General features: G+C 64.6%; 19 protein-coding genes and 2 pseudogenes. 6 read left to right on the top strand and 15 right to left on the bottom strand.

Annotated features, from left to right (window positions below):
* Positions 1 to 55: 55 nt before the first annotated feature.
* The 3 genes from GCN78_RS08235 to GCN78_RS08225 all read right to left on the bottom strand — a co-directional run bounded on the left by GCN78_RS08235 (position 56) and on the right by GCN78_RS08225 (position 3,870).
* A complete protein-coding gene (locus GCN78_RS08235) occupies positions 56 to 829 on the bottom strand; it encodes a ferredoxin--NADP reductase (RefSeq protein ID WP_152251273.1) in 774 nt (257 codons plus the stop codon).
* A 300-nt stretch (positions 830 to 1,129) separates the two neighbouring features.
* The gene (locus tag GCN78_RS08230; RefSeq protein ID WP_152251272.1) at positions 1,130 to 2,299 is read right to left on the bottom strand and encodes a hypothetical protein; all 1,170 of its coding nucleotides are present in this window, start codon (positions 2,297 to 2,299) and stop codon (positions 1,130 to 1,132) included.
* Positions 2,300 to 2,310: 11 nt separating this feature from the next.
* Positions 2,311 to 3,870 carry a hypothetical protein gene (locus GCN78_RS08225; RefSeq protein ID WP_152251271.1) on the bottom strand — a complete coding sequence of 520 codons (1,560 nt, stop codon included), beginning with the start codon at positions 3,868 to 3,870 and terminating at the stop codon, positions 2,311 to 2,313.
* A gap of 363 nt (positions 3,871 to 4,233) precedes the next feature.
* On the opposite strand from GCN78_RS08225, the gene GCN78_RS08220 reads away from it, so the two are divergent.
* Positions 4,234 to 5,739: a DASS family sodium-coupled anion symporter gene (locus GCN78_RS08220; protein ID WP_152251270.1), complete on the top strand. Its 1,506-nt coding sequence runs from the start codon at positions 4,234 to 4,236 to the stop codon at positions 5,737 to 5,739.
* A gap of 4 nt (positions 5,740 to 5,743) precedes the next feature.
* On the opposite strand, the gene GCN78_RS08215 is transcribed toward GCN78_RS08220, so the two are convergent.
* The 7 genes from GCN78_RS08215 to GCN78_RS08185 all read right to left on the bottom strand — a co-directional run bounded on the left by GCN78_RS08215 (position 5,744) and on the right by GCN78_RS08185 (position 16,117).
* Complete coding sequence (locus GCN78_RS08215; RefSeq protein ID WP_152251269.1) at positions 5,744 to 6,391, bottom strand: hypothetical protein; 648 nt, start codon at positions 6,389 to 6,391, stop codon at positions 5,744 to 5,746.
* Between the two features lie 86 nt (positions 6,392 to 6,477).
* Entirely contained in the window at positions 6,478 to 9,018 is a 2,541-nt protein-coding gene (locus GCN78_RS08210; RefSeq protein ID WP_152251268.1) for an EAL domain-containing protein, read from the bottom strand.
* Positions 9,015 to 12,236, bottom strand: a complete 3,222-nt coding sequence (locus tag GCN78_RS08205) for an ATP-binding protein (RefSeq protein WP_152251267.1) — start codon at positions 12,234 to 12,236, stop codon at positions 9,015 to 9,017. Before GCN78_RS08205 ends, GCN78_RS08210 begins: the two co-directional genes overlap by 4 nt.
* Before the next feature lie 28 nt (positions 12,237 to 12,264).
* Complete coding sequence (locus GCN78_RS08200) at positions 12,265 to 13,422, bottom strand: ABC transporter substrate-binding protein (protein ID WP_152251266.1); 1,158 nt, start codon at positions 13,420 to 13,422, stop codon at positions 12,265 to 12,267.
* Positions 13,423 to 13,542: 120 nt separating this feature from the next.
* Positions 13,543 to 14,550 (bottom strand): NADP-dependent oxidoreductase, encoded by a 1,008-nt coding sequence (locus GCN78_RS08195; protein ID WP_152251265.1) that lies wholly within the window; start codon positions 14,548 to 14,550, stop codon positions 13,543 to 13,545.
* Between the two features lie 36 nt (positions 14,551 to 14,586).
* Complete coding sequence (locus GCN78_RS08190; RefSeq protein ID WP_152251264.1) at positions 14,587 to 15,396, bottom strand: oxidoreductase; 810 nt, start codon at positions 15,394 to 15,396, stop codon at positions 14,587 to 14,589.
* Positions 15,397 to 15,499: 103 nt separating this feature from the next.
* Positions 15,500 to 16,117 (bottom strand): TetR/AcrR family transcriptional regulator, encoded by a 618-nt coding sequence (locus tag GCN78_RS08185; RefSeq protein WP_152251263.1) that lies wholly within the window; start codon positions 16,115 to 16,117, stop codon positions 15,500 to 15,502.
* Between the two features lie 62 nt (positions 16,118 to 16,179).
* On the opposite strand from GCN78_RS08185, the gene GCN78_RS29890 reads away from it, so the two are divergent.
* The gene (locus GCN78_RS29890) at positions 16,180 to 16,308 is read left to right on the top strand and encodes a hypothetical protein (RefSeq protein WP_264372681.1); all 129 of its coding nucleotides are present in this window, start codon (positions 16,180 to 16,182) and stop codon (positions 16,306 to 16,308) included.
* Positions 16,309 to 16,342: 34 nt separating this feature from the next.
* Here GCN78_RS29890 and GCN78_RS08180 read toward each other — a convergent pair whose 3' ends face one another.
* The 5 genes and pseudogenes from GCN78_RS08180 to GCN78_RS08160 all read right to left on the bottom strand — a co-directional run.
* Entirely contained in the window at positions 16,343 to 16,747 is a 405-nt protein-coding gene (locus GCN78_RS08180; protein WP_193316658.1) for a ribonuclease domain-containing protein, read from the bottom strand.
* Positions 16,748 to 17,069: 322 nt separating this feature from the next.
* Positions 17,070 to 19,013 carry a cytochrome c/FTR1 family iron permease gene (locus GCN78_RS08175; protein WP_152251261.1) on the bottom strand — a complete coding sequence of 648 codons (1,944 nt, stop codon included), beginning with the start codon at positions 19,011 to 19,013 and terminating at the stop codon, positions 17,070 to 17,072.
* Between the two features lie 155 nt (positions 19,014 to 19,168).
* Positions 19,169 to 19,873 carry a hypothetical protein gene (locus GCN78_RS08170; RefSeq protein ID WP_152251260.1) on the bottom strand — a complete coding sequence of 235 codons (705 nt, stop codon included), beginning with the start codon at positions 19,871 to 19,873 and terminating at the stop codon, positions 19,169 to 19,171.
* A gap of 83 nt (positions 19,874 to 19,956) precedes the next feature.
* The gene (locus GCN78_RS08165; protein ID WP_226939529.1) at positions 19,957 to 20,994 is read right to left on the bottom strand and encodes a zinc-dependent alcohol dehydrogenase; all 1,038 of its coding nucleotides are present in this window, start codon (positions 20,992 to 20,994) and stop codon (positions 19,957 to 19,959) included.
* 199 nt (positions 20,995 to 21,193) lie between these two features.
* A pseudogene (locus GCN78_RS08160) lies at positions 21,194 to 21,382 on the bottom strand (IS3 family transposase); the annotation flags it as partial.
* 159 nt (positions 21,383 to 21,541) lie between these two features.
* Here GCN78_RS08160 and GCN78_RS08155 point away from each other — a divergent pair.
* The 4 genes and pseudogenes from GCN78_RS08155 (at position 21,542) to GCN78_RS08140 (ending at position 26,248) form a co-directional block, all read left to right on the top strand.
* A complete protein-coding gene (locus tag GCN78_RS08155; RefSeq protein WP_152251259.1) occupies positions 21,542 to 22,042 on the top strand; it encodes an arsenate reductase ArsC in 501 nt (166 codons plus the stop codon).
* 231 nt (positions 22,043 to 22,273) lie between these two features.
* Positions 22,274 to 22,837, top strand: a pseudogene (locus GCN78_RS08150) (ArsB/NhaD family transporter); the annotation flags it as partial.
* 290 nt (positions 22,838 to 23,127) lie between these two features.
* Positions 23,128 to 23,658 (top strand): arsinothricin resistance N-acetyltransferase ArsN1 family B, encoded by a 531-nt coding sequence (locus GCN78_RS08145; RefSeq protein ID WP_152251258.1) that lies wholly within the window; start codon positions 23,128 to 23,130, stop codon positions 23,656 to 23,658.
* A gap of 40 nt (positions 23,659 to 23,698) precedes the next feature.
* The gene (locus tag GCN78_RS08140) at positions 23,699 to 26,248 is read left to right on the top strand and encodes a cation-translocating P-type ATPase (protein WP_226939528.1); all 2,550 of its coding nucleotides are present in this window, start codon (positions 23,699 to 23,701) and stop codon (positions 26,246 to 26,248) included.
* Positions 26,249 to 26,256 lie beyond the last annotated feature (8 nt).

Raw genomic sequence — 26,256 nt, 5'->3', positions numbered from 1 at the left:
CCGCCGCAGGGCGCGGCGGGGCCGGGCCCCTGGGGTACTGCTGGCGGTTTGCGGATTACTTCTCGGCGAACGCGCGCTCGACAACAAAGTCGCCAGGCGTCGAGGTATTGCCTTCCTTGAAGCCACGCGCTTCCAGCATGTCTTTCAGGTCGCGCAGCATGTCCGAGCTGCCGCAGATCATGACGCGGTCTTCGGCCGGGTTCAGCGCCGGCAAGCCCAAGTCTTCGGCCAGCTTGCCGTTCTCGATCAGTTCGGTAATGCGGCCCATGTTGCGGAAGTCTTCGCGCGTCACGGTCGGGTAGTAGCGCAGCTTGTCGCTGACCATCTCGCCGAGGAATTCGTGCTGCGGCAGGTGCTCTTCCAGCAGCTCGCGGTAGGCCAGCTCATCGACCTGGCGCACGCCGTGCACGAGGATCAGCTGGTCGAAGCGCTCGTAGATGTCCGGATCGCGCACGATGCTGAGGAAAGGCGCCAGGCCGGTGCCCGTCGACAGCATGTACAGGCGCTTGCCCGGCAGCAGGTAGTCCGATACCAGGGTGCCCGTCGGCTTGCGGCCGACGATGACGGTGTCGCCCACTTGCAAGTGTTGCAAACGCGACGTCAGGGGGCCGCCCGGCACCTTGATGCTGAAAAATTCCAGGTGGTCTTCGTAATTGGCGCTGGCGATACTGTAGGCACGCAGCAAGGGCTTGCCATCGACGCGCAGGCCGATCATGGTGAAATGGCCATTCGAGAAACGCAGCGACGGGTCGCGCGTGGTGGTAAAGGAGAACAGGGTATCCGTCCAGTGGTGCACGCTTAATACGCGCTCTTCATTCATCGAACTCATAGTGTTTGTTGGCTGGTCAAAAAAATGGTTAGTTGCTGGCAACTGCTGGCAAAAGTGAAACCCTGTGTAGGCCCAGACGCTATTGTACCGGCCCGCACATGAAATTGTTACCGTCTATCGCCGCCATTGCTGCCGCACGCGGTGCCGACATTATAGTGCGGTTGGCAAGATCGGGCTGAAATTACCCCTGGAAGGCGGGGTCGGCATGGGATTTTTTTGACCTGAACCACGTTATTGACGATGGCTCTGCGTGAGCTTGGCACCAGCGTGCCTGGCGAGGACGCTCAGATGGGTGCGCCGTCACTGCATGAGAAAAGCCGGGTTCAGGCTTCGCGTGCCGGCCGGGAGGCTGGCCCAGTTGTCCAGGTCCAGCAATTGCCAGGAAGGCAATACCACCATCCGGTCAGTGGCACTGTCCGGCGCAGGGCCGCCGATCAGCATGCCGACAAAGACGGCGCGCTCCTTGTCGATGGCGATCACCGGCGAGCCGCTGTCGCCCTGCCTGGACACGGCCTGATTCCGGCCCGCCGCGAGAACGATCAGTTCGGCAAGATAGACATCGGTGGAGAAGGAAACGCCATGGCGGGTGACGTCGTACCGAATGGGCAAGTGGCCGTCGGCATAGTGGCTGAACTGGGCAAGTATCGGTGCCCGCGGCGCGTCCCCAAGGGCAGCGTCGTTTGCGGGAGCCAGGATGACGAAGCGCGAGCGATCGGCCAGCGCGTCGAGCTCTGCGCGCCCGCGCAGCGGCGGACAGTGACCCAGCGCGGCCCCGGAGAATGCGGCGTTGAACCAGGCCGTGTCGATGTAAGCAAGCTGGGCGTCGAAACTGATGCCGCCTTGCCTGAGCACGCCGCTATAGGCGCTGCTCGTGCCCACCCGGCCGGGCTCTCCCGGCGCTGCAAAGCCAAGGCCGGGCACAGGCTGGACATCAAGCGGCGGCGTGGGCGTCAGGACGTGAAGCGCGCTCAATGCATACCATTGCCATCCCTGCGCCGACTGCAAGCGGATGGCGCAGGTGATGGCGCCGTGCGACGGGCCGCTTGGGGCATCGACGACGATGCCGTTGTTGCGCTGCGCCTCCAGGCCGGAAAACCACTGCAGCGACTGCACATCGACCGGCACCGCGTAATCGAGCGCGCGTCCGCGCGCCCCGTAGCGCACGAGCAGGCGCTTTGGCAGGGGGGCGCCATCGGGCGCCTGGTCAGACGCGTGCTCGTTCCACTTGTTCGTGACCGTGCACACGACGCAGGGTTCCGCATGCAGCGCGTAGTCGCCACTGGCATCGCAACGGGCACGGTAGCCGGCGCTCACCATGGCGAGCGTTGTGAAGCGTGCCTTCAAGTCCGTACCATAGCGCGCCACGGCGGCATGCACGATCGCCATCCGCTTGGCGATATCGCCTAGCTTGTCGAAGCGCGCCGTCGCTGCCCTGGCAGGGGCGGTGTTGGAGGCTGGCATCTGTTGCACGCGTATGTTCCTCATTGGCACAGGGCTGGTTCTTTATCGACGCTGACCGTGGCGTTCACCATGGCTTCGCTTTTGATGGCATTGGCCAGGGCACGGCGCGTCTGGTCATCGATTGCTTCACAGATGCCAACCGCGATGCTGTTGTCGCTTCGGGGCTTTGCCGTGGCTATCGTAAACTGTGCCCCTGCCAGCGAGATCTTGCCTAGCTCCAGGATCGCTTGCTGCGGCGTGGCCGCCGGCCCGGGCTGCGCCGGTGTGGCACCCGCAGGGGCGTCGGAGGAACCTTTCGCGCCAGCGGACACCTTGATCTTGATGATGGCCGTGCCGCTGCCGTCCGTTGCCTGGCTCTGGTCGTGCAGGCGTAGTTCGTAGTCGCCGGCCGCGGTGGACGCCGCGCTGCCATCGAGTAAGATGTCTAGCGTTGTCCCCGTCGGTCCCGGCTTGCTGATCCTCATCCCTGCTGGCAAGGGTTTGACAGGATCGTCCACCACATATTCTTTTTTTCCGCCACTAAGGTCGATGGTCCGCGTGAGCGGCTTGCCAACGAAGAATTGCACTTGCGCCGGATTGGCCGTGAACGGCGCGAGCAGCGCCGGCAAGCCGCAGTCGCTGAGTGCCTGCGCATTCAGCGAGTCATAATTGGCCGGCAGCAAGGATTTAATGTTGAGCATATGCTGTTGTACAGCTTGTTGCGCGGCGAGCAAGTCCTTGAGCGGATCGGAAACATTCCCCTGCTGCCCTCGCGATTGCGCGACTACAGCGCCGCCCGGGGCCGATTTGCCGGTATTCGAGTCCGTCACCGCCTTGGCGAGGATGGCGCTGATGTTGCTGCCGAGTCCGGCTGACACTTGCTTGATCTGGCTGATGTCGGGCGTGCCGCTGACGATCGCCTGCGTGACCGACTTGTCGATCTTTTCCACCTGGGTGTGCAGCGCGGCAGCGGCGGTATCGACCTTGGCCAGGAAGGACTGCGTGCTGACCAATACCGTGTTTGCGCCTTTCTGGGTGTCGGCCGCGCTGACCAGGGCATCGGCGGAAGTGCCGTCATGTGCTTGCTCATAGTGCGCCTGGACGATGTCGATCCGGCTGCGCAAGGTGTCGCGCGCCTGGTCCAGCAGCAGCAGTTCGGCCTTGAGACGTGCATAGTCGGTGCTGCGCAGCGGCCCGATGCTCGTTTCCGCGCAGTTGAGCGCGTCGATGCCGGCCAGATAGGCGCTGATGCGGGCGCGCGGCAATTGCGAGCTGGCCAGCGTGTAGGCGGTGGCGCTCGTGGCGGCGCCGACCAACAGCACGTCGCTCGGGGCCTTGAGGCCGATGGCCGTCATGAGCACGCCAGCGCCGCCGAGCAGGAAGCGGGAGGTGGAAGACTCCGTTCCCAGTTGGTCCTCGACGGCGCGCCGGTACCCCGTCCTGGCCCTGTAGAGGTGCGGCAGCGCTTTCTCCATAGTGACCGCTGGCAATATCGCCACATCGGCATCCGGCAGCGCGCGCCAGTTATAAACGGGATCGCTGACGCAGCCGGCAAGCGCAAGGGCGAAGGAAAGGGACATCGACAGGACACGCTTGCTCATGCTGTACTCCCGGGTAGGAATTGCGAACTATTACATTGCCGCCGCCGCGGCAGGTCAGCTGCCAGGAGAGTCCCCGAAGCTGCAGGCGCTCAGGGTAAGGCAGCGTCGGGGTGCGCAAGTTCCCGTCTTTTTCGCGCGTCCTAGATGGCGATCAGGCTACCTAGGTCAACGATTCTGGAATTTGCACGCGCCAGTCGCCGCAATGGCGCAGAGCGCTGGCAGGCGAGCGTGTATGATATTGCCGAACAGAATTGTTGGGCATCTGTCATCTTGCGGGCGCGCTTCTTGCGCCTTTCAGCCCATGAAGCTGCGTGCACGATTCCGACCGCGAGGATGCCTGACCCACAGCGAAAGGTAATAAAGATGTATAAAACAGTGCGCGACCTGTTCCTGCATTTCAAGGAAGCCGTCCCATTCCGTCTCGTCCCCGCGCTGATCTGCACGGCCTTGCTGGTGAGCATGCTATTGCTGCCGGCGCCTGACGGCTTGACGCCCAAGGCCTGGGGCCTGGTGGCGATTTTTCTCACCACCATCCTGGCGATCATCCTGAAAGTCATGCCGATCGGCGTGATGGCGATGATGGCCATCGTCATCGTGTCCTTGTCGCAAGTGACGTCGACCTCGTCCAAGGGCGCCATCACGGATGCGCTCAGCAGTTTCTCGAATCCATTGATCTGGCTGATCGTCGTGGCGATTTTGATTTCGCGCGGCTTGAAGAAGACGGGGCTGGGCAGCCGCATCGGCCTGCTGTTCATCTCGCTGCTGGGCAAGCGCACCATGGGCATCGGCTATGGCCTGGCGATTTGCGAACTGGTGCTCGCGCCATTTACGCCGAGTAATACGGCGCGCGGCGGCGGCATCGTCCATCCCGTCATGAAATCGATCGCCAACGCCTTCGATTCGGACCCGGCCAAGGGCACGGAAAAGAAAGTCGGCACCTATCTGGCCCTCGTCAACTACCACGCCAACCCGATCACGTCGGCCATGTTCCTGACGGCCACGGCGCCGAACCCGCTGGTGGTGGACTTCGTGGCCAAGGCCAGCGGCCAGAGTTTCCACCTGACGTGGACCACCTGGGCCCTGTGCATGCTGCTGCCGGGCCTGGTCTGCCTGCTGCTGATGCCGTTGATTATCTACTGGCTGTCGCCGCCGGAACTGAAGGCCACGCCGGATGCCGTCACTTACGCCAAGGCGGAACTGAAAAGCATGGGGCCGCTGTCGCCGTCGGAAAAAGTCATGCTGGGCACCTTCGCCTTGCTGTTATTGCTGTGGGCCAACGTGCCGGCCATGCTGTTCGGCCCCGCGTTTTCGCTCGATGCGACGGTCGTCGCCTTTGTCGGCTTGTTCGTGCTGATCATTACCGGCACCATCGACTGGGACGACGTGCTGTCGGAAAAGAGCGCCTGGGACACCCTCGTGTGGTTCGGCGCGCTCGTCATGATGGCCGAGCAATTGAACAAGACGGGCGTGATCGCCTGGTTTTCGGCCGGCATGAAGGCGGCCATCGTCGCCAGCGGCATGGACTGGCTGCCGATCGCCGGCGTCCTGGTGCTGGTGTTTGTCTTCTCGCATTACTTCTTCGCCAGCACGACGGCCCACATCAGCGCCATGCTGCTGGCCTTCCTGACGGTGGGCCTGCACCTGATCCCGGCCGAATACCACGTGCCGTTCATGCTGATGATGACGGCCGGCTCGGCCATCATGATGACCCTGACCCACTATGCGACGGGCACCTCGCCCATCATCTTCGGCAGCGGCTTCGTAACGATGGGCAACTGGTGGCGCGTCGGCTTCATCATGTGCGTGGTGGAACTGCTGATCTTTGCCGTCATCGGCACGCTCTGGTGGAAGGTGCTTGGCTACTGGTAATGGGTTACAGCTGGCGTGCCAGCTGCCGCACAGTCGCCGGGCAGTGCGCCAGCTCGTCGCCGACGGCGCGCTTCCACAGGACGGCCGCCTGCGACCAGGCTTTCTTCGCCAGCAAGTCCCTGAGCTGCGCCTGCAGCTCGCCGGGCAAGCCGCCGAACTGGCGCAGTTCCAGCGAGCGGGGCTGGCCGTGGCGGCCCGCCGGGTCCAGTTCTTCCAGCGCATCATGCAGGCTGCCTGGCCGGTGCGGCGCGCCAGCCTCATCCAGATACGCCAGTTGTGCATCGGGCGCATCCTCGACGTCATAGCCGAGGTCGCGGCAAGGCTCGTCCATCAGCTGGGCGATATTGTAGATAGTTAATACCTGCGCGGCACGCACGACGTCCGTCAGGTCATGCACGTCGACGCCGGCGTCGAGCAGGCGCTGCAGGGCAGGGGAGTTAATGAAGGGGAACTCTGACGCAGCCAGCTCGCGCCAGCGTGTTATCCACTGCGGCTGTGGCATGTCTTCGTCGACGACGTCGGCCCACAGGCCGCGCAGCAGCAACTGCCGCAGCAGGGGGCCATATTTCTTCTGTTGAATATCCTGCGCCAGGGCATCCGCCTGTTCCGCATCGATGCCGTATTCCCGCAATCGTCCGTTGATCGTTGTCATTCTGCGCCGCCAGCCTTTCCATCTGCTCTTGTCCAGACCGCATCATATACGGCTGCGCGCACGCCCGGCGCCTTGCCTGGCCGCACCTAGGCGGCGCGGTTGCCGATCTCGATGCCATGGGGACCCCGTGGCGGCCGTTGCACGCCCGATTCGAAGCGCAGGAAGGCTTCGCGCAAATGGTCTTTCAGCAAGGTCTCGTCCCAGGGCTTGGTGATGAATTTGTAGACGGAGCCTTCGTTGATGGCGGCCGTGACCGAATGCAATTCAGGATAGCCGGACAACATCACGCGCACGATTTCCGGATAGATGCCCTTGATACGGCGCAAGAGCTCGTTGCCGGACATGCCCGGCATGCGCGCATCCGTGAGGATCACGCCCACCGCGTGGGCCGCCACCAGTTCCAGCGCTTCCTCCGGCTTGCTGGTGCTGAGTATCTGGTAACCCTCCTTGCGCAGCGAGCGGCGCAGGGAGGACAGGATATGTTCCTCGTCGTCCACCAGCAGCAGCACGCGCTGCGGCGCGTCCGCATGGCAGCTTTCGGGCGGCAAATGGGTGCCGGCATACAACATCAGGTCCATCTCGGCGCCGGGCAGGGGGCGGCTGAAGTAATAGCCTTGCATGGCGTCACAGTGGTTGGTATTGAGAAATCCCAATTGGGCTTCCGTTTCCACGCCCTCGGCCACGGTGGTCATGCGCAGCGACTTGGCCATGGCGATGATGGAGCGTGTCAGCGACGCGCCATCCACGCTGTCGGTCACGTCGCGGATGAACGATTGATCGATCTTCACGACGTCGATGGGGAACTGCTTGAGGTAGGACAGGCTGGAATAGCCGGTGCCGAAGTCGTCCAGCGACAAGGTGACGCCGATTTCCTTCAACTGTTCCAGCGCCTTCACCACGAGGTCGCGGTTTTGCATCAGCACGCTCTCCGTCAGCTCCAGTTCCAGACAGTGGGCCGGCACGCCGCTGTCGGCCAGCACTTCGCGCACCAGTTGCGGCATGTCGGCCTGGCGGAACTGGCGCGCCGACACGTTCACCGCCATCGTCAGGTGCGTAAAGCCGTAGGCATGCCAGACGCCCAGTTGCGCGCAAGCCGTGCGCAGCACCCATTCGCCGATGGCCACGATCATGCCCGTTTCCTCGGCCAGGGGAATGAAGCGGTCCGGCGGCACCAGCCCGATGCCATCGCGGCGCCAGCGCAGCAGCGCTTCCATGCCATAAATCTTGCCGCTGGTGAGGTCGACCTTGGGCTGGTAGTGCAATTCCAGCTCGCCCAGCGCCAGCGCCTGGTGCAGCGCATGCTCGATTTCGGCCCGCTCTTCCACCAGCACGCCCATCTTGTGGTTGTAGAACTGGTAACCGTTGCGGCCCCTGTCCTTGGCGCTGTAGAGCGCCGCATCGGCCGTCTTGAGCAGCATGTCGCCGCTGTCGCCATCGGACGGAAACACGCTGGCGCCGATACTGGTGCTGACGTGCAAGGTATGTTCGCCCAGCTCGAAAGGAGCGGCGAACACCGCCAGCACTTTTTCCACGATCTGCTCGGCCGTAGCGAGGTCGGGCAAGTCCGTCAGCAGGATGACGAACTCGTCGCCGCCCTGGCGGGCCACGGTGTCGCCCTCGCGCACCGCCATCTTCAGCCGGCGCGCCACCTCTTGCAGCAGCGCATCGCCCACCGGGTGGCCATAGCTGTCGTTGACGAACTTGAACCGGTCGAGATCCAGCATCAAAGTGGCCAGGTGCAGGCGCGTGCGGCGGGCATGGGCGATGGCCTGTCCGATGCGATCGTTCAGCAGCTGGCGGTTGGGCAAGTCCGTCAGCGCATCGTGGTTGGCCAGGTATTCGATGCGCAATTCCTGCAGCTTGCGTTCCGTGATGTCCTGCACGGTGCCGCGCATCAGTAGTACTTGCTGGCCTTCGCGCACGGCGACGGCCTGGTGAAAGACGATGCACTCGCCGCCGTCCGGCCGCAGCACCTTGTGCTCCAGGCCGAAGCTGGTGCCGCTGGCATGCAGCTCCATGAAGGCATCGAGCAGCAGGGGCCGCTGGTCTTCGGGCAGGCATTGCAGCAGGCGCTCGAAGCTGGCGGGGCCGGAACCGGCTTCCAGGCCCAGGATGCGCAACAGTTCCGGCGACCAGTAGCCGTCGCCGTCGGCGACCCGGCATTCCCAGTTGCCGAGGCGGGCCAGCGCCTGCGCGTGGCTGAGGCTTTCCTGGATGCGGCTCAACTCGGTCAGGGCGCTGCTGGCCCGCAGCAGGTAGCGCAGCCGGTGCGCCAGCAAGCGCCATTGCATCGGCTTGGAAATAAAGTCGCTGGCGCCCGCGTCCAGCGCCTGCTTGATGGAGTCGTCGTCATCGTTGCCAGTGAGTACGACGATGGGCACGTGCGCGCCGCCGGGCAGCCGGCGCAGCAGGGCGCAGCATTCGAAGCCGCTCATGCCGGGCATGGCGACGTCGAGCAGGACCAGGTCGGGCACGCGGCGCTGGAAGGCGGCCAGCGCTTCCAGGCCGCTGGCCGCTTCCTCGATGCGGAAACCTTCCGGCTCCAGCGCTTCCGTCACCAGAAAGCGCGTCATGCTGTCGTCGTCGACCACGAGGACCAGTGCTTGCGGGGACAATGCGGTATTCATATGGCTTCCTTCTCAATGGCCAGGGCGGCGAGGACACGGTCGAGCTCTTGCTGGATGCCGCGGATATGCTGCAGCGCGCTGCCGACGTCATTGCCGCGCGCGTAGTGTTCGATTTCACGGCAGGTGGCCGACAAGCCCAGCGCGCCCACGTTGGCGCAGCTCGACTTGAGCGTGTGCGCCGCCAGTTGCAGGGCCGCGGCATCGCTGGCCTCGGCCGCCACTTCCAGCTGGCCCAGCAGGCGCGGGGCGTCGCTGTAGAACAGGTCGATGATGCGGCCCAGCACGTCGGGACGGCCGGGACGGCGCATGGCGCGCAGGTTTTGCAGGGCGGCGGCGTCGAGGATGGCGCCGGGCGCCGCGACCGTCTCTGGCGTTTCCACCATCCCGGCTGCCTCCGGCGCGCCGGGCACCGGGCGCCAGCGGGCCAGCACGGCCAGCAGGGCGGCGCGCGTGTACGGCTTGGCGAGGTAGTCGTCCATGCCCGCGTCCAGGCACAGTTCGCGGTCGCCGAGGATGGCATTGGCCGTCAGGGCAATGATGGGCGTGCGGGCACGGCCTTGCTGGGCTTCCATGCGGCGCAGGCGCCGGGTCGCTTCGAAGCCGTCCATTTCCGGCATCTGGCAATCCATCAGGATCACGTCGAAGGTCTGCCGCTCCCACAGGGCCAGCGCGCGCCGCCCGTTGTCGGCCGGCGTGGCTTGGTAGCCGCTGTCTTCCAGCATGGCCAGGGCGATTTCCTGGTTGATCGCATTGTCTTCCACCAGCAGCATGCGCAGCGGCGCCTGGCCTGCGGCGGCAGTGTCCGATGCGGCGGGCAGGGCGGGCAGCATTGGCGCCGGCGGCGCGTCCCCGGGCGCCACGCTGCCCACGGCGATGGTGACGGCGAAGCTGGAACCCTGGCCCGCCACGGAGTGCAGCACGATGTTGCCTTCCATCATCTCCGCCAGTTGCTTGATGATGGCCAGGCCCAGACCCGTGCCGCCGTATTTGCGCGAGGTGGTGCTGTCGGCCTGGCGGAAGGGCTGGAAGACGGCCGCCGCCGCTTCCGGCGTCATGCCAATGCCCGTGTCGCGCACTTCCAGGCGCAGCTGGCCGGCGGCGGGGCGGCTGACATCGACGCCAATCTCGCCCCGTTCGGTGAACTTGGTGGCGTTATTGAGCAGGTTGGTGAGGATCTGGCGCAGGCGCACGGGGTCGCCGCGCACGTGCTGCGGCACATCGGGGGCGATGCGGCAGGTAAATGCGATGGCCTTGCGCTCGATGCCGTTGGCAAACAGCGCCACGACGTCGTCGAGCAGCTGGCGCAGGTCGAAGGGGATGTGTTCGAGCACCAGCTTGCCCGCCTCGATCTTGGAAAAATCGAGGATGTCGTCGATGATGCTCAGCAAGCTTTCGCCGGAACGGTGCACCGTATGCACGAAACGCTGTTGCTTGGGGCTCAGTTCCGTGCGCTGCAGCAATTCCGTCATGCCCAGCACGCCATTCATCGGCGTGCGGATTTCGTGGCTCATCTTGGCCAGGAATTCCGACTTGGCGCGGTTGGCGGCCTCGGCCTCGGCCTTGGCCTGCTTGAGCGCCAGGTCGCGCTGTTCCACGTGTTCGAGCATGCCGTTAAAGCCCAGGATCAATTGTCCCAGTTCATCGCTGCCATGCTGCGGCACGCGCACCGACAGCGCCTTGCCGCCACGAATCTGGGCGATGGCGTGGGACAGGCGCGCCAGCGGCCTGGCGATGGAAGCGCTGATCAGTCCCGTGATGCCCACGCAGGCCAGCAGCAGCACCAGCGCGATGCCGAAGATCAGCACGAAGGCATGCCGCACGCCCTCGCGCACCATGACCACCGCGTCCTGCTGCTGGCCCGTGATGCGCGCCACCTGCTGCGTGGAATAGGCGGCCTGCTCGCGCTCGAAGGCGCGCACGTGGGCGATGACCTCGTCCAGCGCCGTCTGGCTGTCCAGCACGCTGCCCTTGGCCTGCACCAGCCGCTGTCCCGCGCGCTCCACCGCATCCAGTTGGGTATTGACGCCGCGCGCTTCGGCCAGCAGGGCCAGCTGGCCTATGCTTTGCAGCAAGGTCTGCATGGTGGCCATGTCGCGGTGCAGGGCGCTGATGCGCTGCGCGATATCGTGGCCCAGGCGCGTGACGTCGCCAGCTGCCGCGGCAAGCATGACTTCGCCCACGTCGATGCTGATGGCGTCGACGGCAAGGTTGATTTCACCGCTGGCATCCTCGATGCGGGCCGAGGTATGCATGTAGCGGCCGGCCTCCGCCAGCCGGTCGCGTCCGATGGCCAGCTGCAGTTCGATGGGATCGAGTTCCTCGGCCAGGCGCAGGTGGGCGCCGGCCAGCGTGGCGTCCGTGTGTTCCTTGAGCGCGGCATAGCGCGCCTGCAGCGCCGCGCTGGCGCCGCCCTCGGCCAGCAGCCCGGCGCGCAGGGCAAGCAAGCCGGTGACGGGCTCGAGCATCTGCTGCCCCGTGGCGAGCAGTGTCGCCCGCAGCGCTTGCTGGGCCGGGTTGATGTCGCGCTCGCTGGTTCCCGCCAGGCGCGCGACCGCCGCTGCCAGCCGCTCGCGCAAGGGCGCGATGCGGAAACGGCTCTGCACGGCCTGCGTTTCGGCCAGCGCAATCTGCATGTCATGGATGCTCTTGCGCAGGTCGGTCAGGTAGCGGGCGTTCTGGTTCAGGCGCTGGCTTTGCAGCTGCACCTCGGCGGCCGTGGCCTGGGCCTGGCTGTCGATCAGGCGGATCTTGCCGCGCGCGTCCTTGGCGGCGGCCTTGATCTGCGCCAGCACCTGGCGCATCTGCGTGGCCTGCGCCTTGTAGTAGGCCTCGTCTTCCAGGCGTTTGCGCACGGCCACGCGCATGCGCTGGAATTCCCGTTCGAAGGCCGCGTGATAGCGCGGCGCCTGTGATTCGCCATGGCGCCGCAAGGCGTCGCTGAGGCCCTCGGCGGTCTGGATATTGGCGACGATCTTGTTGGACACCTGTTCCAGCTGCGTCAGGTCTTCCGCCTTGCCCAGTTCGAAGAAATCCGATGCCATGTCTTGCACGGTATAGCGCAGGCGCAGCACGTCCGTGTACAGCGGCACGGTCCGGTCGGTCAAGCCGTGCACATGGGTTTCAATGCCTTTCACCAGCAGCAGGCTGGCCGCCGCCATGGCCGCCACGCCCGCCAGCAGGACGCTGGTACTGATGATCAGTTTGCTCCGGATTTTCACGCCAGGCTCCAGGGTAGGGGGACGCGCATCACTTCGCGCCAGGCCCCGGGGCGACGGGAACGATCCTGCCCTCGGCGATGCCGGTCAGGAAAACGGCCGTCGACGCCTGGTGATTGTCGGGGCCCAGCGTCACCCGCAAGCCGCCCAGATCGAGCCGGTCGAACGTCTCGAAGCTGCGGATCAGGCGCTCGCGCGTGAGGTCGGCGCCCGCGCGGCGCAGCGCCGCCACCATCAGGGTGGCCGAGATGCAACCTTCGAAACTGACGAAAGACAGCGTGGCCGCCGGCACGTGCCTGGCCAGCAGCGTGGCGCACTCGGCGGCGATGGGCAGCTGGCGGTCTTCCGGCAACGGCACCACCTGCGAAATGACGAGGTTGTTGCCTTGCGTGCCCAGCAGTTGCAGCAGGCTGTCGGTGCCGACAAAGGACACCGTGGCCAGGGCCGCCGTCAGCCCGGCCTGCCTTGCCTCGCGCATGAACGCGGCCACCGGCGTGTAGGGGCCGGCCATGATCACCGCTTGCAAGTCGTGTCCGATCAGGGCCGCCAATCCCGCCTTGACGGCCGTGGTGCCGCGCTGGAAAGAGCCCTTGGCGACGAGCTCCATGCCGCGCCGCTGCAGGGCGCGCACGGTGCCGTCGAGCACGGCATTGCCGAAACCATCGTCCTGGTACAGCACGCCAAAGCGCTGGACGCCCCGGCTGGCGAAATACTGCACCAGGGCATCGGACTCATCGTCATAACTGGCGCGGAAGTTGATGATTTCATGCACCACGGGACGGCGCAAGGTCATCGCGCCCGTAAACGCCCCCACCAGCGGCACCTTCATTTCCTGGACGATCGGTATGACGGCGTTGGTGGTGGGCGTGCCCACGTTGCCGAACAGGGCGAACACCTGTTTGTCCTCGACCAGCCTGAGCGTTTCGCTGATGGCGCGGTCCGGATCGTAGCCGTCGTCCGCGACCACCAGCTCGATGCTGCGGCCATGGATGCCGCCGCGCTGGTTCGCCTCCTGGAACACGGCCGTGGCGCCGTCGAGCATGGCCCGCCCCAGCCCCGACGCCGCCCCGGTCTGGGCATTGACCATGCCCAGCCGGACTTGCGTCTCGGTGACGCCCGGTTCGGCGGCGTGGCCGATGCCGGCCGCGAGGGTGATAGCGAGCCAGCAGCATTGCGGGAAAGTGCGCATGAACTACCTTGATTCAGTTTGATCATTATCAAGAGGTATGGGGTTGACAACGAGTATGGCCGAAATTACCAAGGCAAAACTCACACATAGTCACGGCGCGCAAAGCAGTTCAAGGACGGCTCAAGCCACGGGCATCCGCACCACCACCTTGCCGCGTGCGCGCCCCTGCGCCAGGTAGGCCAGCGCCTGTTTCGCTTGAGCGAAGGGAAATACCTGGTCGATGACGGGGTGGATGCTGCCCGCTTCAAGCAGGCCGGCGATCTGCGCCAGCTGGCCGCCGTCGGGACGCACGAAGTGGAAGGCATAGCTGGCGCCGCGCCGCTTCGCCAGGCCGATGATCTTGCGGCTGAGCAAACCAAACACCAGCTTCAGCACCACGTTCATGCCGCGCGCACGGGCAAAGGCGGCGTCCGGCGGGCCGACCAGCGAGACGATGCGGCTGCCAGGCTTGACGATGCGCAAGGCTTTTTCCAGTCCGTCGCCGCGCACCGTGCCCAGCACGGCGTCGTAATCGCGCAGCACCTCCTCGAATGGCTGTGTCTTGTAGTCGATCACTTCCTCGGCGCCCAGGCTGCGCACCAGTTCCACGTTTGCCGTGCTGGTGGTGCTGCCCACGCGGGCGCCCAGGTGCCTGGCCAGCTGGATGGCAAACGTGCCGATGCCGCCGGAACCGGCCGGGATGAACACTTTCTGGTCAGGCTGCAGGTGCATGCGCTCGTGCATGGCTTGCCATGCCGTCAAGCCCACCATGGGAATCGAGGCCGCCTGCACGAAATCGAGATTGGCCGGTTTCAGTGCGGCCGCCAGTTCGGGCACGACGGCAAATTCGGCCAGGCTGCCATGCGGCGTGTCGAAAATGCTCGCATACACTGCATCGCCCACCTCGAAGCGCGTGACGCCGCTGCCGACTTCCACCACCACGCCGGCCAGGTCGCTGCCCAGGGTGGCCGGCAAGCGCATTTTTAAAATCGGCTTGAAGTCGCCTTTGGGAATCAGGTTGTCGATGGGATTGAGGCCAACGGCGTGCACCCGCACCAGCAGTTCGCCGGGGCCGGGCGCGGGGCGGGGCAGTTCGCCGAACGCGACGTGATCGGGGCCGCCGTAGCGTTTGAGTTGCAATACTTGCATGAAGTTCTCCCTGATAGCTGAAAAGGACGCCGGGGCTCAGGCCAGGCGCAGGTCCTTGCGCAAGCCGGCGTCCATCAGCGGGGCGGGCATGAAACGGCGCATCAGGCGCAAGCGCGCCGCCAGCGGCCCGGCCGTGTAGCGCAATGTCGGCTGGCGCGCCTGCGCGGCCGCCAGGACCGTGTCGGCCACGACGCCAGGGTCATCGGCGCCGGCCATCAGTTCCTGCAGCCGGCGCGTGACGGCCGCGCGCACTTGCTGGTAGGCGGGCAGCGGGGCGTCGGGCGCCAGCAGATTGGCTTCGAACGTGGTTTTCGTATAGGCCGGCTCGATCACGCTGGCGCGGATGCCCCAGCCGCGCACTTCATGGTCGAGCGATTCCGTGTAGCCCTCGATGGCATGCTTGGTGGCCGAATACAGCGCGCCATAGGGCATGGGCAGGAAGCCCACGACGGAACCGATATTAAGGATACGCCCGCCGCCCTGGGCCCGCATATGCGGCAGCACGGCTTGCGTCATGCGCACGACGCCGAAGAAATTCGTGTCGAAGATGGCTTGCGCCTGCGCCACGCTGCTTTCCTCGGCACCCGCCGGCGCCACGCCAAACCCGGCGTTATTCACCAGCAGGTCGATGCGGCCTTCGCCCCGCATCACTTCGGCCACTGCCGCCGCGACGGACGCATCGCTGGTGACGTCGAGCGCCAGCATCGCATGGCCGTGTCCGGCCGCCTGCTCGCCGCGGCGGCTGGTGCCGTACACCGTGTAGCCCGCTTGCGCCAGACGCCGGGCCGTGGCCGCGCCGATGCCGGACGAGGCGCCGGTGACCAGGGCAATTTGCTTGTTTTTCATGGCAGTTCCTTCAGTGGTTGACAGCTTGGGATATAAAATATGACGATAATCATATTCATGTTGAAAAAAAAGCCCGGGACGTATCAAGGCCACGGGCGGTGCATTAGCCGGGCGCCTGCAACTGCGCCAGGGTGGCCGCGCACAGCGCGTCCGACAGGGCTGGCTCGTCGACGGCGCGCGCGAGGATGGTCGTGCCGATCAGGGCGCACACCGTCGCCATGGCTTGCGCGTGCGCTTCCGGCTGGCCCCAGTTCGGCAACTGGCGCGCGAACAGGTCGATCATTTCCTTGATGTGGATGGTGGCGGCGCGCCGCACCTCGGGCGCCTGGCGCGGCATTTCCGAACCCAGCGCCGACACGGGGCAGCCCACCTCGATGGCGGCGATGTGTTCGGGCGACAGGTAGGCGGCCACCATGGCCTGCAGCGCCTGGCCGGGCGGGGCGGCGGCCGCCACCCTGGCCGCCAGCGCCACCGATTCGGCGCCGGCGCGGTCGCCCGCTTCGGCCAGCAGCGCGTCGCGCGAGGCGAAGTGTGCGTAAAAGCCGCCGTGCGTCAGGCCCGCTTCCTTCATGATGTCTGCCACGCCCGTGCCCGCATAGCCGCTGCGGCGGATGGCGCGCGTGGCCACCTCGACGATGCGTTCGTGGCTGGCTTCCTTGCGGCTTTGCGCCGTGATTTTGGCCGCTGACTTATTGGGTGAGTTCTGCATGATGGTCATCATATATCAATTTTCAAAATCGCGCAGGACCGGTCCTCGCGCGAACGGATGGCGTGCCGGGCGCCGTGCTGGCTGTGACGCTTGAGGAATTGCGCCAGGCGGACGCCTACGAGGTGGCCGTCTACCGGCGCGGGCGCGTGACTCTGGCGTCGGGCGCGCAAGCCTATGTGGCTGCGCGCGATTTGCCGTCGTAACCTCGGGCTTTTGCTCTGCTGGAGTTTGAACAGACTAGTTCTTCAGGCTGCAGAAGGAAGCATAGTGATCCTGCGTATAGTAGCGCTCCACCAACTTGCGTTTGCCCACGGGAGTCTGCACGAGCAAGACGGCACGATGCGAGCCCGCACCGCCATCGCCGCCGATCCCCAGATAATATTCATAATAGACCTCATCCTTGCCGACGGCGGGAAGCCGGCCTTCATTGTTGTTGAATACGGTATTGCCCGCGCCGCCGGCCACCGCGCTCGCCTTTGCATTGCGGTAGGCGTCGTATTCGCTATTTTTTGGTGTGGGCAGGGTTTTGCTCGGTTCCCTTTTGCCGCAGTCGGGGATTTTCGCCGCGTAGGAATGGGACGATAGCAGGGCGCCTGCCATAATCAGACCCAGCGACCATGTTGTTGCGCGTGTGGTTTTCATCAATAAGCTTTCGTTGGTGGTGCGTTCAATCGATAGGCTTCTTTTCATGCGGCCCATGTTCGGGCGGCCGGTATAATCTCTGCAATACCGAATATAGTTAAATATTTGGAAATATTACTATTCAATTGTCACGTACTGAAAAATAGCTTCATGTCTTCATCACCGGAAAAAGTGCCAGGCGTACGCCAGCCGTCAGGGAAAATTGCGCGAATAGCCGCCGCAATGTGACAGCCCCCAATAGCTGCCTGCGGCTATTGGGGGCTGTCAGCCTTTCCGGGCGGTAACGCCCGTGCCGGCGCGTCTCAGGAATCGAGCGTCAAAATCAAGCCAGCTTGCGCTTGCCTGCGGTAACGCGGTTCCAGCCGTAGCCGGCGACGATGATGGCCACGATGGCCGCCTGCGCCAGCAAGGTTTCCAGCGTTGGCAGGATGCCCAGCAGGTCGACGCGCATGAAATCGACGGGAGTGACGCCGACCCAGCCCGCTTCCTGCAGCGCGGCCACGCCTTTGCCCATCAGAATGACTGCCAGCACGGCCACGAAGGCGGACGTCCACGAGAAGAATTTGCCGATCGGCATGCGGGCGCTGGTGCGCAGCAAGGCCCAGGCGATCACCACCAGCAGCACGATGGCCACCAGGAAGCCGCCCAGCAGGGCGCCGCCATTGCCGTCCGCCGCCAGGGCGGAATAGAACAGCACGGTTTCAAAGACTTCACGGTAGACGGCGATGAAGGCCAGGGCGAACAGGCCCCAGGCGGAGCGCCGCGACATGGCCGCCGTAAGTTTCTCGTGCAGGTATTCCTGCCAGCGTCCGGCGCTGCTCTTCTGGTGCATCCACAAGCCCACGCTGAGCAGGACCAGGGCCGCGAACACGGAACCGAGCCCTTCGCTCACTTCACGGCTGGCGCCGCTGATGGTCACCAGATACGTTGCCGCCACCCACGTCAAGCCGCCCGCCACCAGCGCGCTGGCCCAGCCCGCATGCACGTAAGGCAGCACATCGTTGCGCTTGGCCTTGCGCAGGAAGGCGATGATGCCGATCACGATCAGCAGCGCTTCCACGCCTTCGCGCAGCAGGATCGTCAGGGCGCCGACAAAGGTCGTCATCGGCTCGGCCTTGGCGTCGCCCAGTTCCGCTTCCACGTGGGTAAACAATTGCTGCAGCTTGTCGCCCGCCGCTTCGGCCTCGGCCACCGTGCCCTTGGCCACGGCGGAACGGTAAGCCAACATGGCGTTTTCCACGGCCAGCAGCAGGGATTTGTTGCGCGCGCCAACCATCGGCTCGATCGGCTCGAAGCCGTCCAGGTAGGCCGACAGGCCCAGGCGCGTGGCGCCCGCGCGGTCGCCCGCGTGCATGGCGGCCAGGCTTTCCGCCAGGCGCAAGCGCGACAGGGCCAGGCCGGCCGGCTTGTGCGCCTCGGCCTTGCCAGGATGGCTGCGCAAATAGGCCGTCAGCGCTTGCGCCTCTTCCGCGCCCAGCTTGGCGGCGACCGCTTCCTGCGTCAGGGTCGTCACGGCAGCCAGGTCCGCGTACAGCTTTTTGCTGCGTGGATCGTCCTGCCACAGCTTTTCGCCGTGCGCGCTTGCCGCCGCGTCGTGCGACATGCCGCCAATATAGAAAGCCAGGTCCCAGCGCTCGTTGTCGGACAGTTGGCCGAAACTGGCCATCGAGGTGCCGGACACGCCTTGCGAGATGACCTGGTACAGCGCCATCAGGCTGCGCGACTGCGCCCGTTCGCCATCCGTGAAGGCGATCGGTTTCGGTTCCAGGCTGGCCGCCAGCGGACCATCGCCGCCGCCGGCCACGCCGTGGCAAGAGGCGCACTGGGCCGCATACAGGGCCGCGCCGCGCGCCAGGTTGGGCAGCGCTTTCGGCGCCACGGGGATCGGGTAGGCGGCGATCAGCAAGCCATTCGCATGGTGCGCCAGGCGCTTGACTTGCGCGCCGTCCGCCTTGGAGACGACGGCTTTGCGCAAGTCGGCGATGGCGGCGGCGATGGCCGGCTGCGAGGCGTGGGCGGGCAGGGCGGCGATTTGCGTCGTCGCGTTGTCCGTGAAATCGAGCATTTCCGCGTATTCCGCCTCGCTGACCACCTTGCCGTGCTCGACGGCGCCGCTGTAATCGACGGCAACGTAATCGATCAATTGCCACAACTGCTTGGCACCGGCGCCCTGGTCGGGCGCTTGCGCTTGCGCGCCGCCGGCCAGCAACAAGCTGGCGGCCACGAGCGGATAGCATACGAGCCATTTCTTAATAGAACTGAACATGATTCTCATTCTCATTTATCGTCAACCCGGGGACTATAGGACAGACAGTGCGGGGTGTCAACGGCGCACGGGCATGCGCGTGGGCAAACAGCGTCGTCCTGGTCAATATGCTTGACCAGGACTGCGTGCCTGGAGAATAGAACGTGGAGAGAAGGTTATTGCTTCGATGACGGTTTCGCGTACAGGCCCCTGGCCAGTCCGTTGTCCGCATCGTCGACTTTCAGGCCGCCCTTGACGACGCGCAAGGCCAGCTTCTGGAATGCCTGGCTGCTCAACCACTGTGGATCGGTGACGGCGAACGCGGCGATGCGCTGCTGCGCGCGCGCGGCCGGCACGGGCAGCCATTGATAGTCGGCCTTCGAGCCCTGGCGGCGCAAGCCGGCGCGCACCCAGCGTTCCGACGCCGGCATGCGGACGATGGCGTCGCCGTTGGCCACGCTGACGGCCGTGGCCGTCTTGCCGCTTTGCGCTTCGAATTTCACTTCCACGCCGGCCATCGGCCCCACTTTAGGGTAGCCGACGATGGCCACCCACAGGCCCGCTTCGGCGGGTTTCTGGATGCGCATTTCCGCTTCCTCGAACACGCGAAACTGCGGCTCCTTGCCGCCGTTGCCCGCCACCAGGGTCACCAGATCGCCGGCCACGCGCCACTCGCCGCTGGCTTGCTCGTCGGTATTGCCATAACTGAGCATCCATTCGAACTTGCCATCCTTTTTCAGCAGCAGTTCGGAGCCCACTTCCATGACGCCTTGCAGGTAATAGTGTCCGGCCAAGGAAGACGCGGCCGGCTCGGCCGCGCTGGCGGGTGCGGAGAAGATGAAGGCGGCGCAGGCCACCAAGCAAGAGAAAGAGGATTTCATCGGTGTGTCCTTTATGATATGCAATTATAGCAACATGCATTTCATTGCCGTCGCACGACACACCGGCGCTGCTCAGTTGTGACTCAATTGCCGCTGAAATCGATCACCACGCGCGAGGCCACCTTGCCATGTTCCAGGCGACTGAAGATCTCGTTGATGGCCGACAGCGGCTGCAATTCGATGCCGGCCTTGACCTTGCCGGTGGCGGCGAAGGCGAGCGCCTCGGCCATGTCCTGGCGCGTGCCCACGAAGGAACCGCGTATCGTCACGCAGTTGGCGACGACGTCGAACAGCGGCGTCGGGAAGTCGCCCGGCGGCAAGCCGACCAATACGCAGGTGCCGCGCTTGCGCGTCATCGCCACGCCTTGCTGGAAGGCATCAATCGACGGCGCCGTGATCAGCACGCCGTGGGCGCCGCCCCCGGTCGCTTCGCGCAAGGCCGCGACGGGGTCGCCCTGGCGCGCATTGATGGTCACTTCGGCGCCCAGGGCGCGCGCGTGCTCGAGTTTGCCTTCATCGATATCGACGGCCGCCACGCGCAAGCCCATGGCCACCGCATATTCGATGGCCAGGTGGCCCAGTCCGCCGATGCCGGACACGGCCAGCCACTGACCCGGCCGCGCGCCCGTTTCCTTGATGCCTTTGTAACTGGTCACGCCGGCGCAGATGATGGGCGCCGCTTGCACGGCGGAAAGACCTGCCGGAATGTGCGCGACGTAGCGCGGATCGGCCAGGATGTACTCGGCGAAGCCACCATTCTTGGTGTAGCCGCCAAACTGCGCCTCGGCGCACACGGTCTCCCAGGCTGCCAGGCAATGTTCGCAATGGCCGCACGCCGAGTACAGCCAGGGCACGCCGACCCGGTCGCCCAGCTGCACTTCCGTCACGCCCGTGCCCACGGCCACCACCAGGCCGATGCCTTCGTGGCCGGGAATGAACGGCGGCGTCGGCTTGACGGGCCAGTCCCCGCGCGCCGCATGCAAATCCGTATGGCAAACGCCGCACGCTTCCGTCTTGACGAGGATCTGGCCGGGGCCGGGCACCGGCACGGGTACGTCGCGCAGCACCAGCGGCTGGCCCAGTTGCTCGACAACAGCGGCTTTCATGGTAGTGGGTGTCATGTTATTCCTTTTGAAGTTGGTCATGCGTGGAGCAGGGCGCCTGGCAGGGCACGTGTCGTGTTGCGCCATCCGGGCGCCCGGTCATAGTCTGGTCAACATAGACTTGCGAATGATCACATTCTGCTGCAGACAGTTCGAAAATTGATTGATCTACATCAATGTATTAACTCACTTGCGCCTGGACACCTAGGCAAGTGTCAGCACTGATGTACTTCGGACCGTTAGCGCAGCGGATCACTCGAGGTTTGCCATGCCATTCGATGATACTGTCCGGGGACCGAATAACGCGTTCCGACGGAAATGAGACATCAAGCTCGATGCCGCACCCCTCACGGCTGTAGTCGTCGATCACATTGAACAAGCGGATGCGTCTGCCATCGGAGCCTTGTCAGGGACTTTATACTTATAGAAACAGGTTTACATTCATTCTATTATTCGATTATTCTATAATTATAGAATAATGAAATAGATGGAGACCACATGAAAACCAATCCAGACAATCCATTATTTCGAACATCCACCCACCGCAGTGATTGAAGGAGTCGTCATGACCGAAAAAGTGTACAACGTGTTGTTTCTCTGCACCGGCAACTCAGCCCGTAGCGTGATGGCAGAGGCGCTCGTCTCTACCATGGGAAAAGGCCGCTTCCGCGGCTTTTCGGCCGGCAGCCACCCGGGCGGCAGCGTCAACCCGTTCGCCATCGAACAAATTGAGGCGACCGGCTATCCGCTCGACAAACTACGCAGCAAGAACTGGGATGAATTCGGTACCGCGGACGCGCCGCACATGGATTTCGTCATTACCGTGTGCGACAACGCCGCCGGCGAGGTCTGCCCGTACTGGCCTGGCCATCCAATGTCGGCGCACTGGGGTTTCGAAGACCCGGCTGCGGCTACCGGCACGGACGTAGAGAAGCGCGCGGTATTCCACAAGGTATTTCGCCAGATCATGAGCCGGATAAATGTTTTTGTCAGCCTGCCGCTGGAGATGCTCGAAAAAAATGCGATCCAGCACGAGATCAAAGCCATCGGGCAAAGCGCCGTCTAGCCGGCGAGCGCAGCGGCATGCCCGCAGACCACGGCAGGCCTTACTTTTCACTCTTTCTCGAAAACTCACGAACGTTCCGTGTACTGGCAACTCTTGCCGCTCCATGCTGGCGGAAGCCACTCATGGTCATCCGGCCGGGGCTGCCTGCCTGGGCCCTGTGCTTCATCGCCACGAGGGCGTGGACGTTTCCGGCCATGCCGTGGGGGCGGGCGCAAGAATGAAGACACTCGTATGCTGGCCGCTTTCCTGATTTTCCTGGCCACGCTGGTACTGCTCATCTGGCAGCCGCGCGGGCTCGGCATCGGCTGGAGCACGGCCATCGGCGCGGGCGGCGCGCTGCTCGCTGGCGTCATCCAGTTGTCGGGCATTCCCGTCGTCTGGCACACCGTCTGGAAGGCCACCGGCACGTCTATCGCCGTCATCATCAGCCTGCTGCTCGACAAGGCCGGCTTTTTCGAGTGGGCCGCACTGCACGTGGCGCGCTGGGGTGGCGGCAGCGGCCGCCAGCTGTTTGTCTTGCTGGTCCTGCTGGGCGCCGCCGTCGCTGCGCTGTTCGCCAACGATGGCGCGGCGCTGATACTGACGCCCATCGTGATCGCCATGTTGCTGGAACTGAAGTTTTCAGCCAAGGCGACATTGGCCTTCGTGATGGCGGCCGGCTTCATCGCCGACACGGCCAGCCTGCCACTGGTGGTGTCGAACCTGGTCAATATCGTGTCGGCCGACTACTTCAACATCGGCTTTGTCGAGTATGCGGCGGTGATAGTACCGGTCAACGCGGTGGCGGTGATGGCAGCTTTTCCGCGGAGGTGGACGGCACCCGCTGGACCTCTTACATGGAGCGCATCTTCCCGCAGTTGCTGTGGTGGGTGGTGGCCGCCAAGCGCGAGGGTGACCGTGCCGGCGTGACGGGCCAGTCGCCGGTGTTCCTGCGCGACCCGTCGCAGCGCAATGCGCCTTGAATGCGCCGATGCAGCGCAATTATTGCTAGAATGGCACTCAGTGGAACTTAGTGGCACTCAGTGGCAGTCAAGTCAGCGATGGCGGCGCCATTTCCTGCAATCCAGTCGAGACGGTCTTTACTCATGATTCGATACGCCAACAGCTCAGACGCCGTGGCCATTGCCTCCATCTACAACCATTACGTCACCGCCACCACCATCACCTTTGAAGAGCAAATGGTCGATGTGCAGGAAATGGCGCGGCGTATTCTCACGGTCGGGGAACAGTTGCCGTGGTTCGTTTTTGAACATGAAGGCCAACTGCTGGGGTACGCCTACGCAACGCCCTGGCGGATCCGCAGCGCCTACCGTTTTTCGGTCGAATCCACGTTGTACGTGGCGCGCGAGTGCGTGGGCCGGGGCATCGGCCGCCAGCTGTATCGCGCCCTCATTGACGAATTGCGCCGACGCCAGTTGCAGGTGGTCATTGGCGGCATCGCGCTGCCCAATGACGCCAGCGTGGCTTTGCACACGCGCCTGGGGTTTGAAAATGTGGCCCTGTTCAAGCGGGTAGGTCGCAAGTTTGATCGCTGGATAGATGTGGGCTATTGGGAATTGCAGCTAGGCAATTGCACAACGCTCGAATCGCCGCCTCAAGCAAGCACCTCATCATGACCGCTACGACGATTTGCCTCTCAGGAAAAGGATGGGTGCCATGTCGGAGCCGCAGGGCAGTGAAGGGCTGACAGCCGCGCAGGCCGCACAGCGGTTGCTGGAAAATGGGCCGAATGCCTTGCCCGCCTCGCGACCCTTGAGTGCCGGGCGCTTGCTGCTCGATGTCGCTTCCGAGCCGATGTTCCTGCTACTGGTCGCCTGCGGCATCATCTATCTGCTGCTGGGCGATCGCAATGAAGCGCTTATGCTGCTGGGCTTTGTTTGCATCGTCATGGGCATCACCTTTTTTCAGCGCCGGCGCACGGAACGCTCGCTACATGCGCTAAGCGACCTCTCCTGTCCACGCGCCCTGGTGATACGCAATGGGAAGCAGGAGCGCATCGCTGGCAGGGAGCTGGTGCTGGGAGACCTGGTGCTGCTTGCCGAGGGCGACCGAGTGCCCGCCGATATCGAACTGCTCAGTACATCGAACTTGACGGCCGATGAGTCCATGCTGACGGGCGAGTCCGTGCCGGTCATCAAGCATGGCTCCGACGAGACGGGCGGCAGTCCGGACTGCCTGGTGTATTCCGGTACCCTGATCACGCAAGGCACGGCGAGCGGCCTGGTGGTTGCCACCGGCCCCCATAGTGCGCTCGGTCGTATAGGCGCCTCGCTTGCCACCATGGGGAGCGAGCTGACCCCGATACAATTGGAAACACGCCGCGTCGTCAGGAATGTCGCCATTGGCGGCTTGTGTCTCGCCGCCGGCCTGGCATTGGCCTATTGGTGGCTGCGCGGCGACGCTCTGCAAGGACTGCTGGCAGGTCTCACGCTGGCCATGGCGATCCTGCCTGAAGAATTGCCTGTGATACTGACGCTTTTCCTGGGCCTGGGGGCCTGGCGCCTGGGGCGCGAAAGCATACTGGCGCGCAGCATACCCGCGATAGAATTGCTGGGTGCGACGACGGTGCTGTGCGTCGACAAGACGGGCACGCTGACGGCCAACCGCATGGACGTGGCTCGGCTGTGGTCGGAGCAGTGCGCCCATGACTGTCAGGGCAATCCCGCCGGGGCCTTGCGGGAAGAACTGCACGGCTTGCTCGAATATGCCGTCCTGGCCAGCCATCGGCGCGCGTTCGACCCGATGGAGTCGGCCATCAGCCAGACAGGTGCCCGCTTGCTGGCCAATACGGAGCACCTGCATGCCGACTGGCAACTGATCGACGATTATCCGCTGTCGCGGCAAATGCTGGCCATGTCGCGGGTGTGGCAATCGCCGGACCGTTCCGAGTTCCTGGTGGCGGCGAAGGGCGCGCCCGAGGCCATCATCGATCTCTGCCATCTGGCGCCGGCGCGCGCCGCTGCCATCGCGGCGCAGGTGCTGGCCATGGCAAACGGCGGTTTGCGCGTGATCGGCGTCGCCAGCGCAACTTTTGCCGCACCGCCCCTGCCTGACAACCAGCATGTCTTTGAGTTTGAATTCCTGGGCCTGCTTGGCATGCACGACCCGGTGCGCCCCGAAGTGCCCGATGCGGTGGCGCAATGTCACGCGGCGGGCATACGCGTGGTGATGATCACGGGCGACCATCCCGCCACGGCACTGGCGATTGCGCGGCAGGCCGGTATCGCCGGCATGGCCAGCGGCTTGATGTCCGGCACGGACCTGGCCGCGCTGGACGACACGGCGCTACGGGCGCGGCTGGCCGATACCGACGTCTTTTGCCGCATCGCTCCAGAGCAGAAGTTGCGCCTGGTGCAAGCTTTTCGCAGCCGTGGCGATATCGTCGCCATGACCGGTGACGGCGTCAACGACGCGCCCGCATTGAAGGCAGCCAACATCGGCGTGGCCATGGGCGCCCGCGGCACCGATGTCGCGCGCGAGGCGGCAGCGCTGGTATTGCTCAAGGATGATTTTTCCTCGCTGCTGCTGGCGGTGCAACACGGCCGGCGCCTGTTTGCCAACCTGCGCAAGGCCATCGTCTTCATCGTCGCCGTGCATGTGCCCATCGTTGGCCTGTCCATCCTGCCGGTGCTGCTGGGCTGGCCCTTGCTCTTGATGCCAGTGCACATACTGTTTTTGCAAATGGTGATCGACCCGGCCTGCTCGATCGTGTTCGAGGCCGAACCGATCGAAGCCGATGCCATGGCGAGCAAACCCAGGAGGCCGGACATGCATTTGTTCGACCGTGAAATACTGCTGCGCGGCTTGCTGCAGGGGGCAGGGCTGTTGGCCATGCTGGTCGGCTTCCACGTGCTGGTGCGGTGGGGGGGCCATTCCGACGAGGTGGCGCGCGCGACGACCTTCCTCAGCCTCGTGCTGTCGAACCTGGGACTGATCTATGTCAACCGCCAATGGAGCCAGCCGTCATGGAAGAGGGGGCTGAAGTCGAACCGGGCGTTCGCCTGGATCAGCCTGGCGGCTTCGCTGTTGCTGTTGCTGGTGATGGGCGTGGCGCCCATTCGCGAGCTGTTTGCCTTCGCGCTCCCGGACATGGCGCTGCTGATGCAGTGCGCGCTGGTCGCCGTGCTCGGCGTCGCCTGGTTCGAGTGCGTCAAGTGGGGGCTGGCGACATGGCGATGGCTGCGCGGCGTGGCGCTGGCGCATTGAGGCACGGC

Source organism: Janthinobacterium rivuli (assembly GCF_009208735.1).
Lineage (GTDB): Bacteria > Pseudomonadota > Gammaproteobacteria > Burkholderiales > Burkholderiaceae_D > Janthinobacterium.
The sequence above is the reverse complement of the archived record's forward strand: the minus strand, read 5'-3'. Positions and strand labels throughout refer to the sequence as shown.

What these genes read in the sequence shown, in the direction of transcription:
- GCN78_RS08235 (WP_152251273.1), bottom strand. Translation starts at nt 829, where the DNA reads ATGAGTTCGATGAATGAAGAGCGCGTATTAAGCGTGCACCACTGGACG.
- GCN78_RS08225 (WP_152251271.1), bottom strand. Translation starts at nt 3,870, where the DNA reads ATGAGCAAGCGTGTCCTGTCGATGTCCCTTTCCTTCGCCCTTGCGCTT.
- GCN78_RS08220 (WP_152251270.1), top strand. Translation starts at nt 4,234, where the DNA reads ATGTATAAAACAGTGCGCGACCTGTTCCTGCATTTCAAGGAAGCCGTC.
- GCN78_RS08215 (WP_152251269.1), bottom strand. Translation starts at nt 6,391, where the DNA reads ATGACAACGATCAACGGACGATTGCGGGAATACGGCATCGATGCGGAA.
- GCN78_RS08210 (WP_152251268.1), bottom strand. Translation starts at nt 9,018, where the DNA reads ATGAATACCGCATTGTCCCCGCAAGCACTGGTCCTCGTGGTCGACGAC.
- GCN78_RS08200 (WP_152251266.1), bottom strand. Translation starts at nt 13,422, where the DNA reads ATGCGCACTTTCCCGCAATGCTGCTGGCTCGCTATCACCCTCGCGGCC.
- GCN78_RS08195 (WP_152251265.1), bottom strand. Translation starts at nt 14,550, where the DNA reads ATGCAAGTATTGCAACTCAAACGCTACGGCGGCCCCGATCACGTCGCG.
- GCN78_RS08190 (WP_152251264.1), bottom strand. Translation starts at nt 15,396, where the DNA reads ATGAAAAACAAGCAAATTGCCCTGGTCACCGGCGCCTCGTCCGGCATC.
- GCN78_RS08185 (WP_152251263.1), bottom strand. Translation starts at nt 16,117, where the DNA reads ATGATGACCATCATGCAGAACTCACCCAATAAGTCAGCGGCCAAAATC.
- GCN78_RS08180 (WP_193316658.1), bottom strand. Translation starts at nt 16,747, where the DNA reads ATGAAAACCACACGCGCAACAACATGGTCGCTGGGTCTGATTATGGCA.
- GCN78_RS08175 (WP_152251261.1), bottom strand. Translation starts at nt 19,013, where the DNA reads ATGTTCAGTTCTATTAAGAAATGGCTCGTATGCTATCCGCTCGTGGCC.
- GCN78_RS08170 (WP_152251260.1), bottom strand. Translation starts at nt 19,873, where the DNA reads ATGAAATCCTCTTTCTCTTGCTTGGTGGCCTGCGCCGCCTTCATCTTC.
- GCN78_RS08165 (WP_226939529.1), bottom strand. Translation starts at nt 20,994, where the DNA reads ATGACACCCACTACCATGAAAGCCGCTGTTGTCGAGCAACTGGGCCAG.
- GCN78_RS08155 (WP_152251259.1), top strand. Translation starts at nt 21,542, where the DNA reads ATGACCGAAAAAGTGTACAACGTGTTGTTTCTCTGCACCGGCAACTCA.
- GCN78_RS08145 (WP_152251258.1), top strand. Translation starts at nt 23,128, where the DNA reads ATGATTCGATACGCCAACAGCTCAGACGCCGTGGCCATTGCCTCCATC.
- GCN78_RS08140 (WP_226939528.1), top strand. Translation starts at nt 23,699, where the DNA reads ATGTCGGAGCCGCAGGGCAGTGAAGGGCTGACAGCCGCGCAGGCCGCA.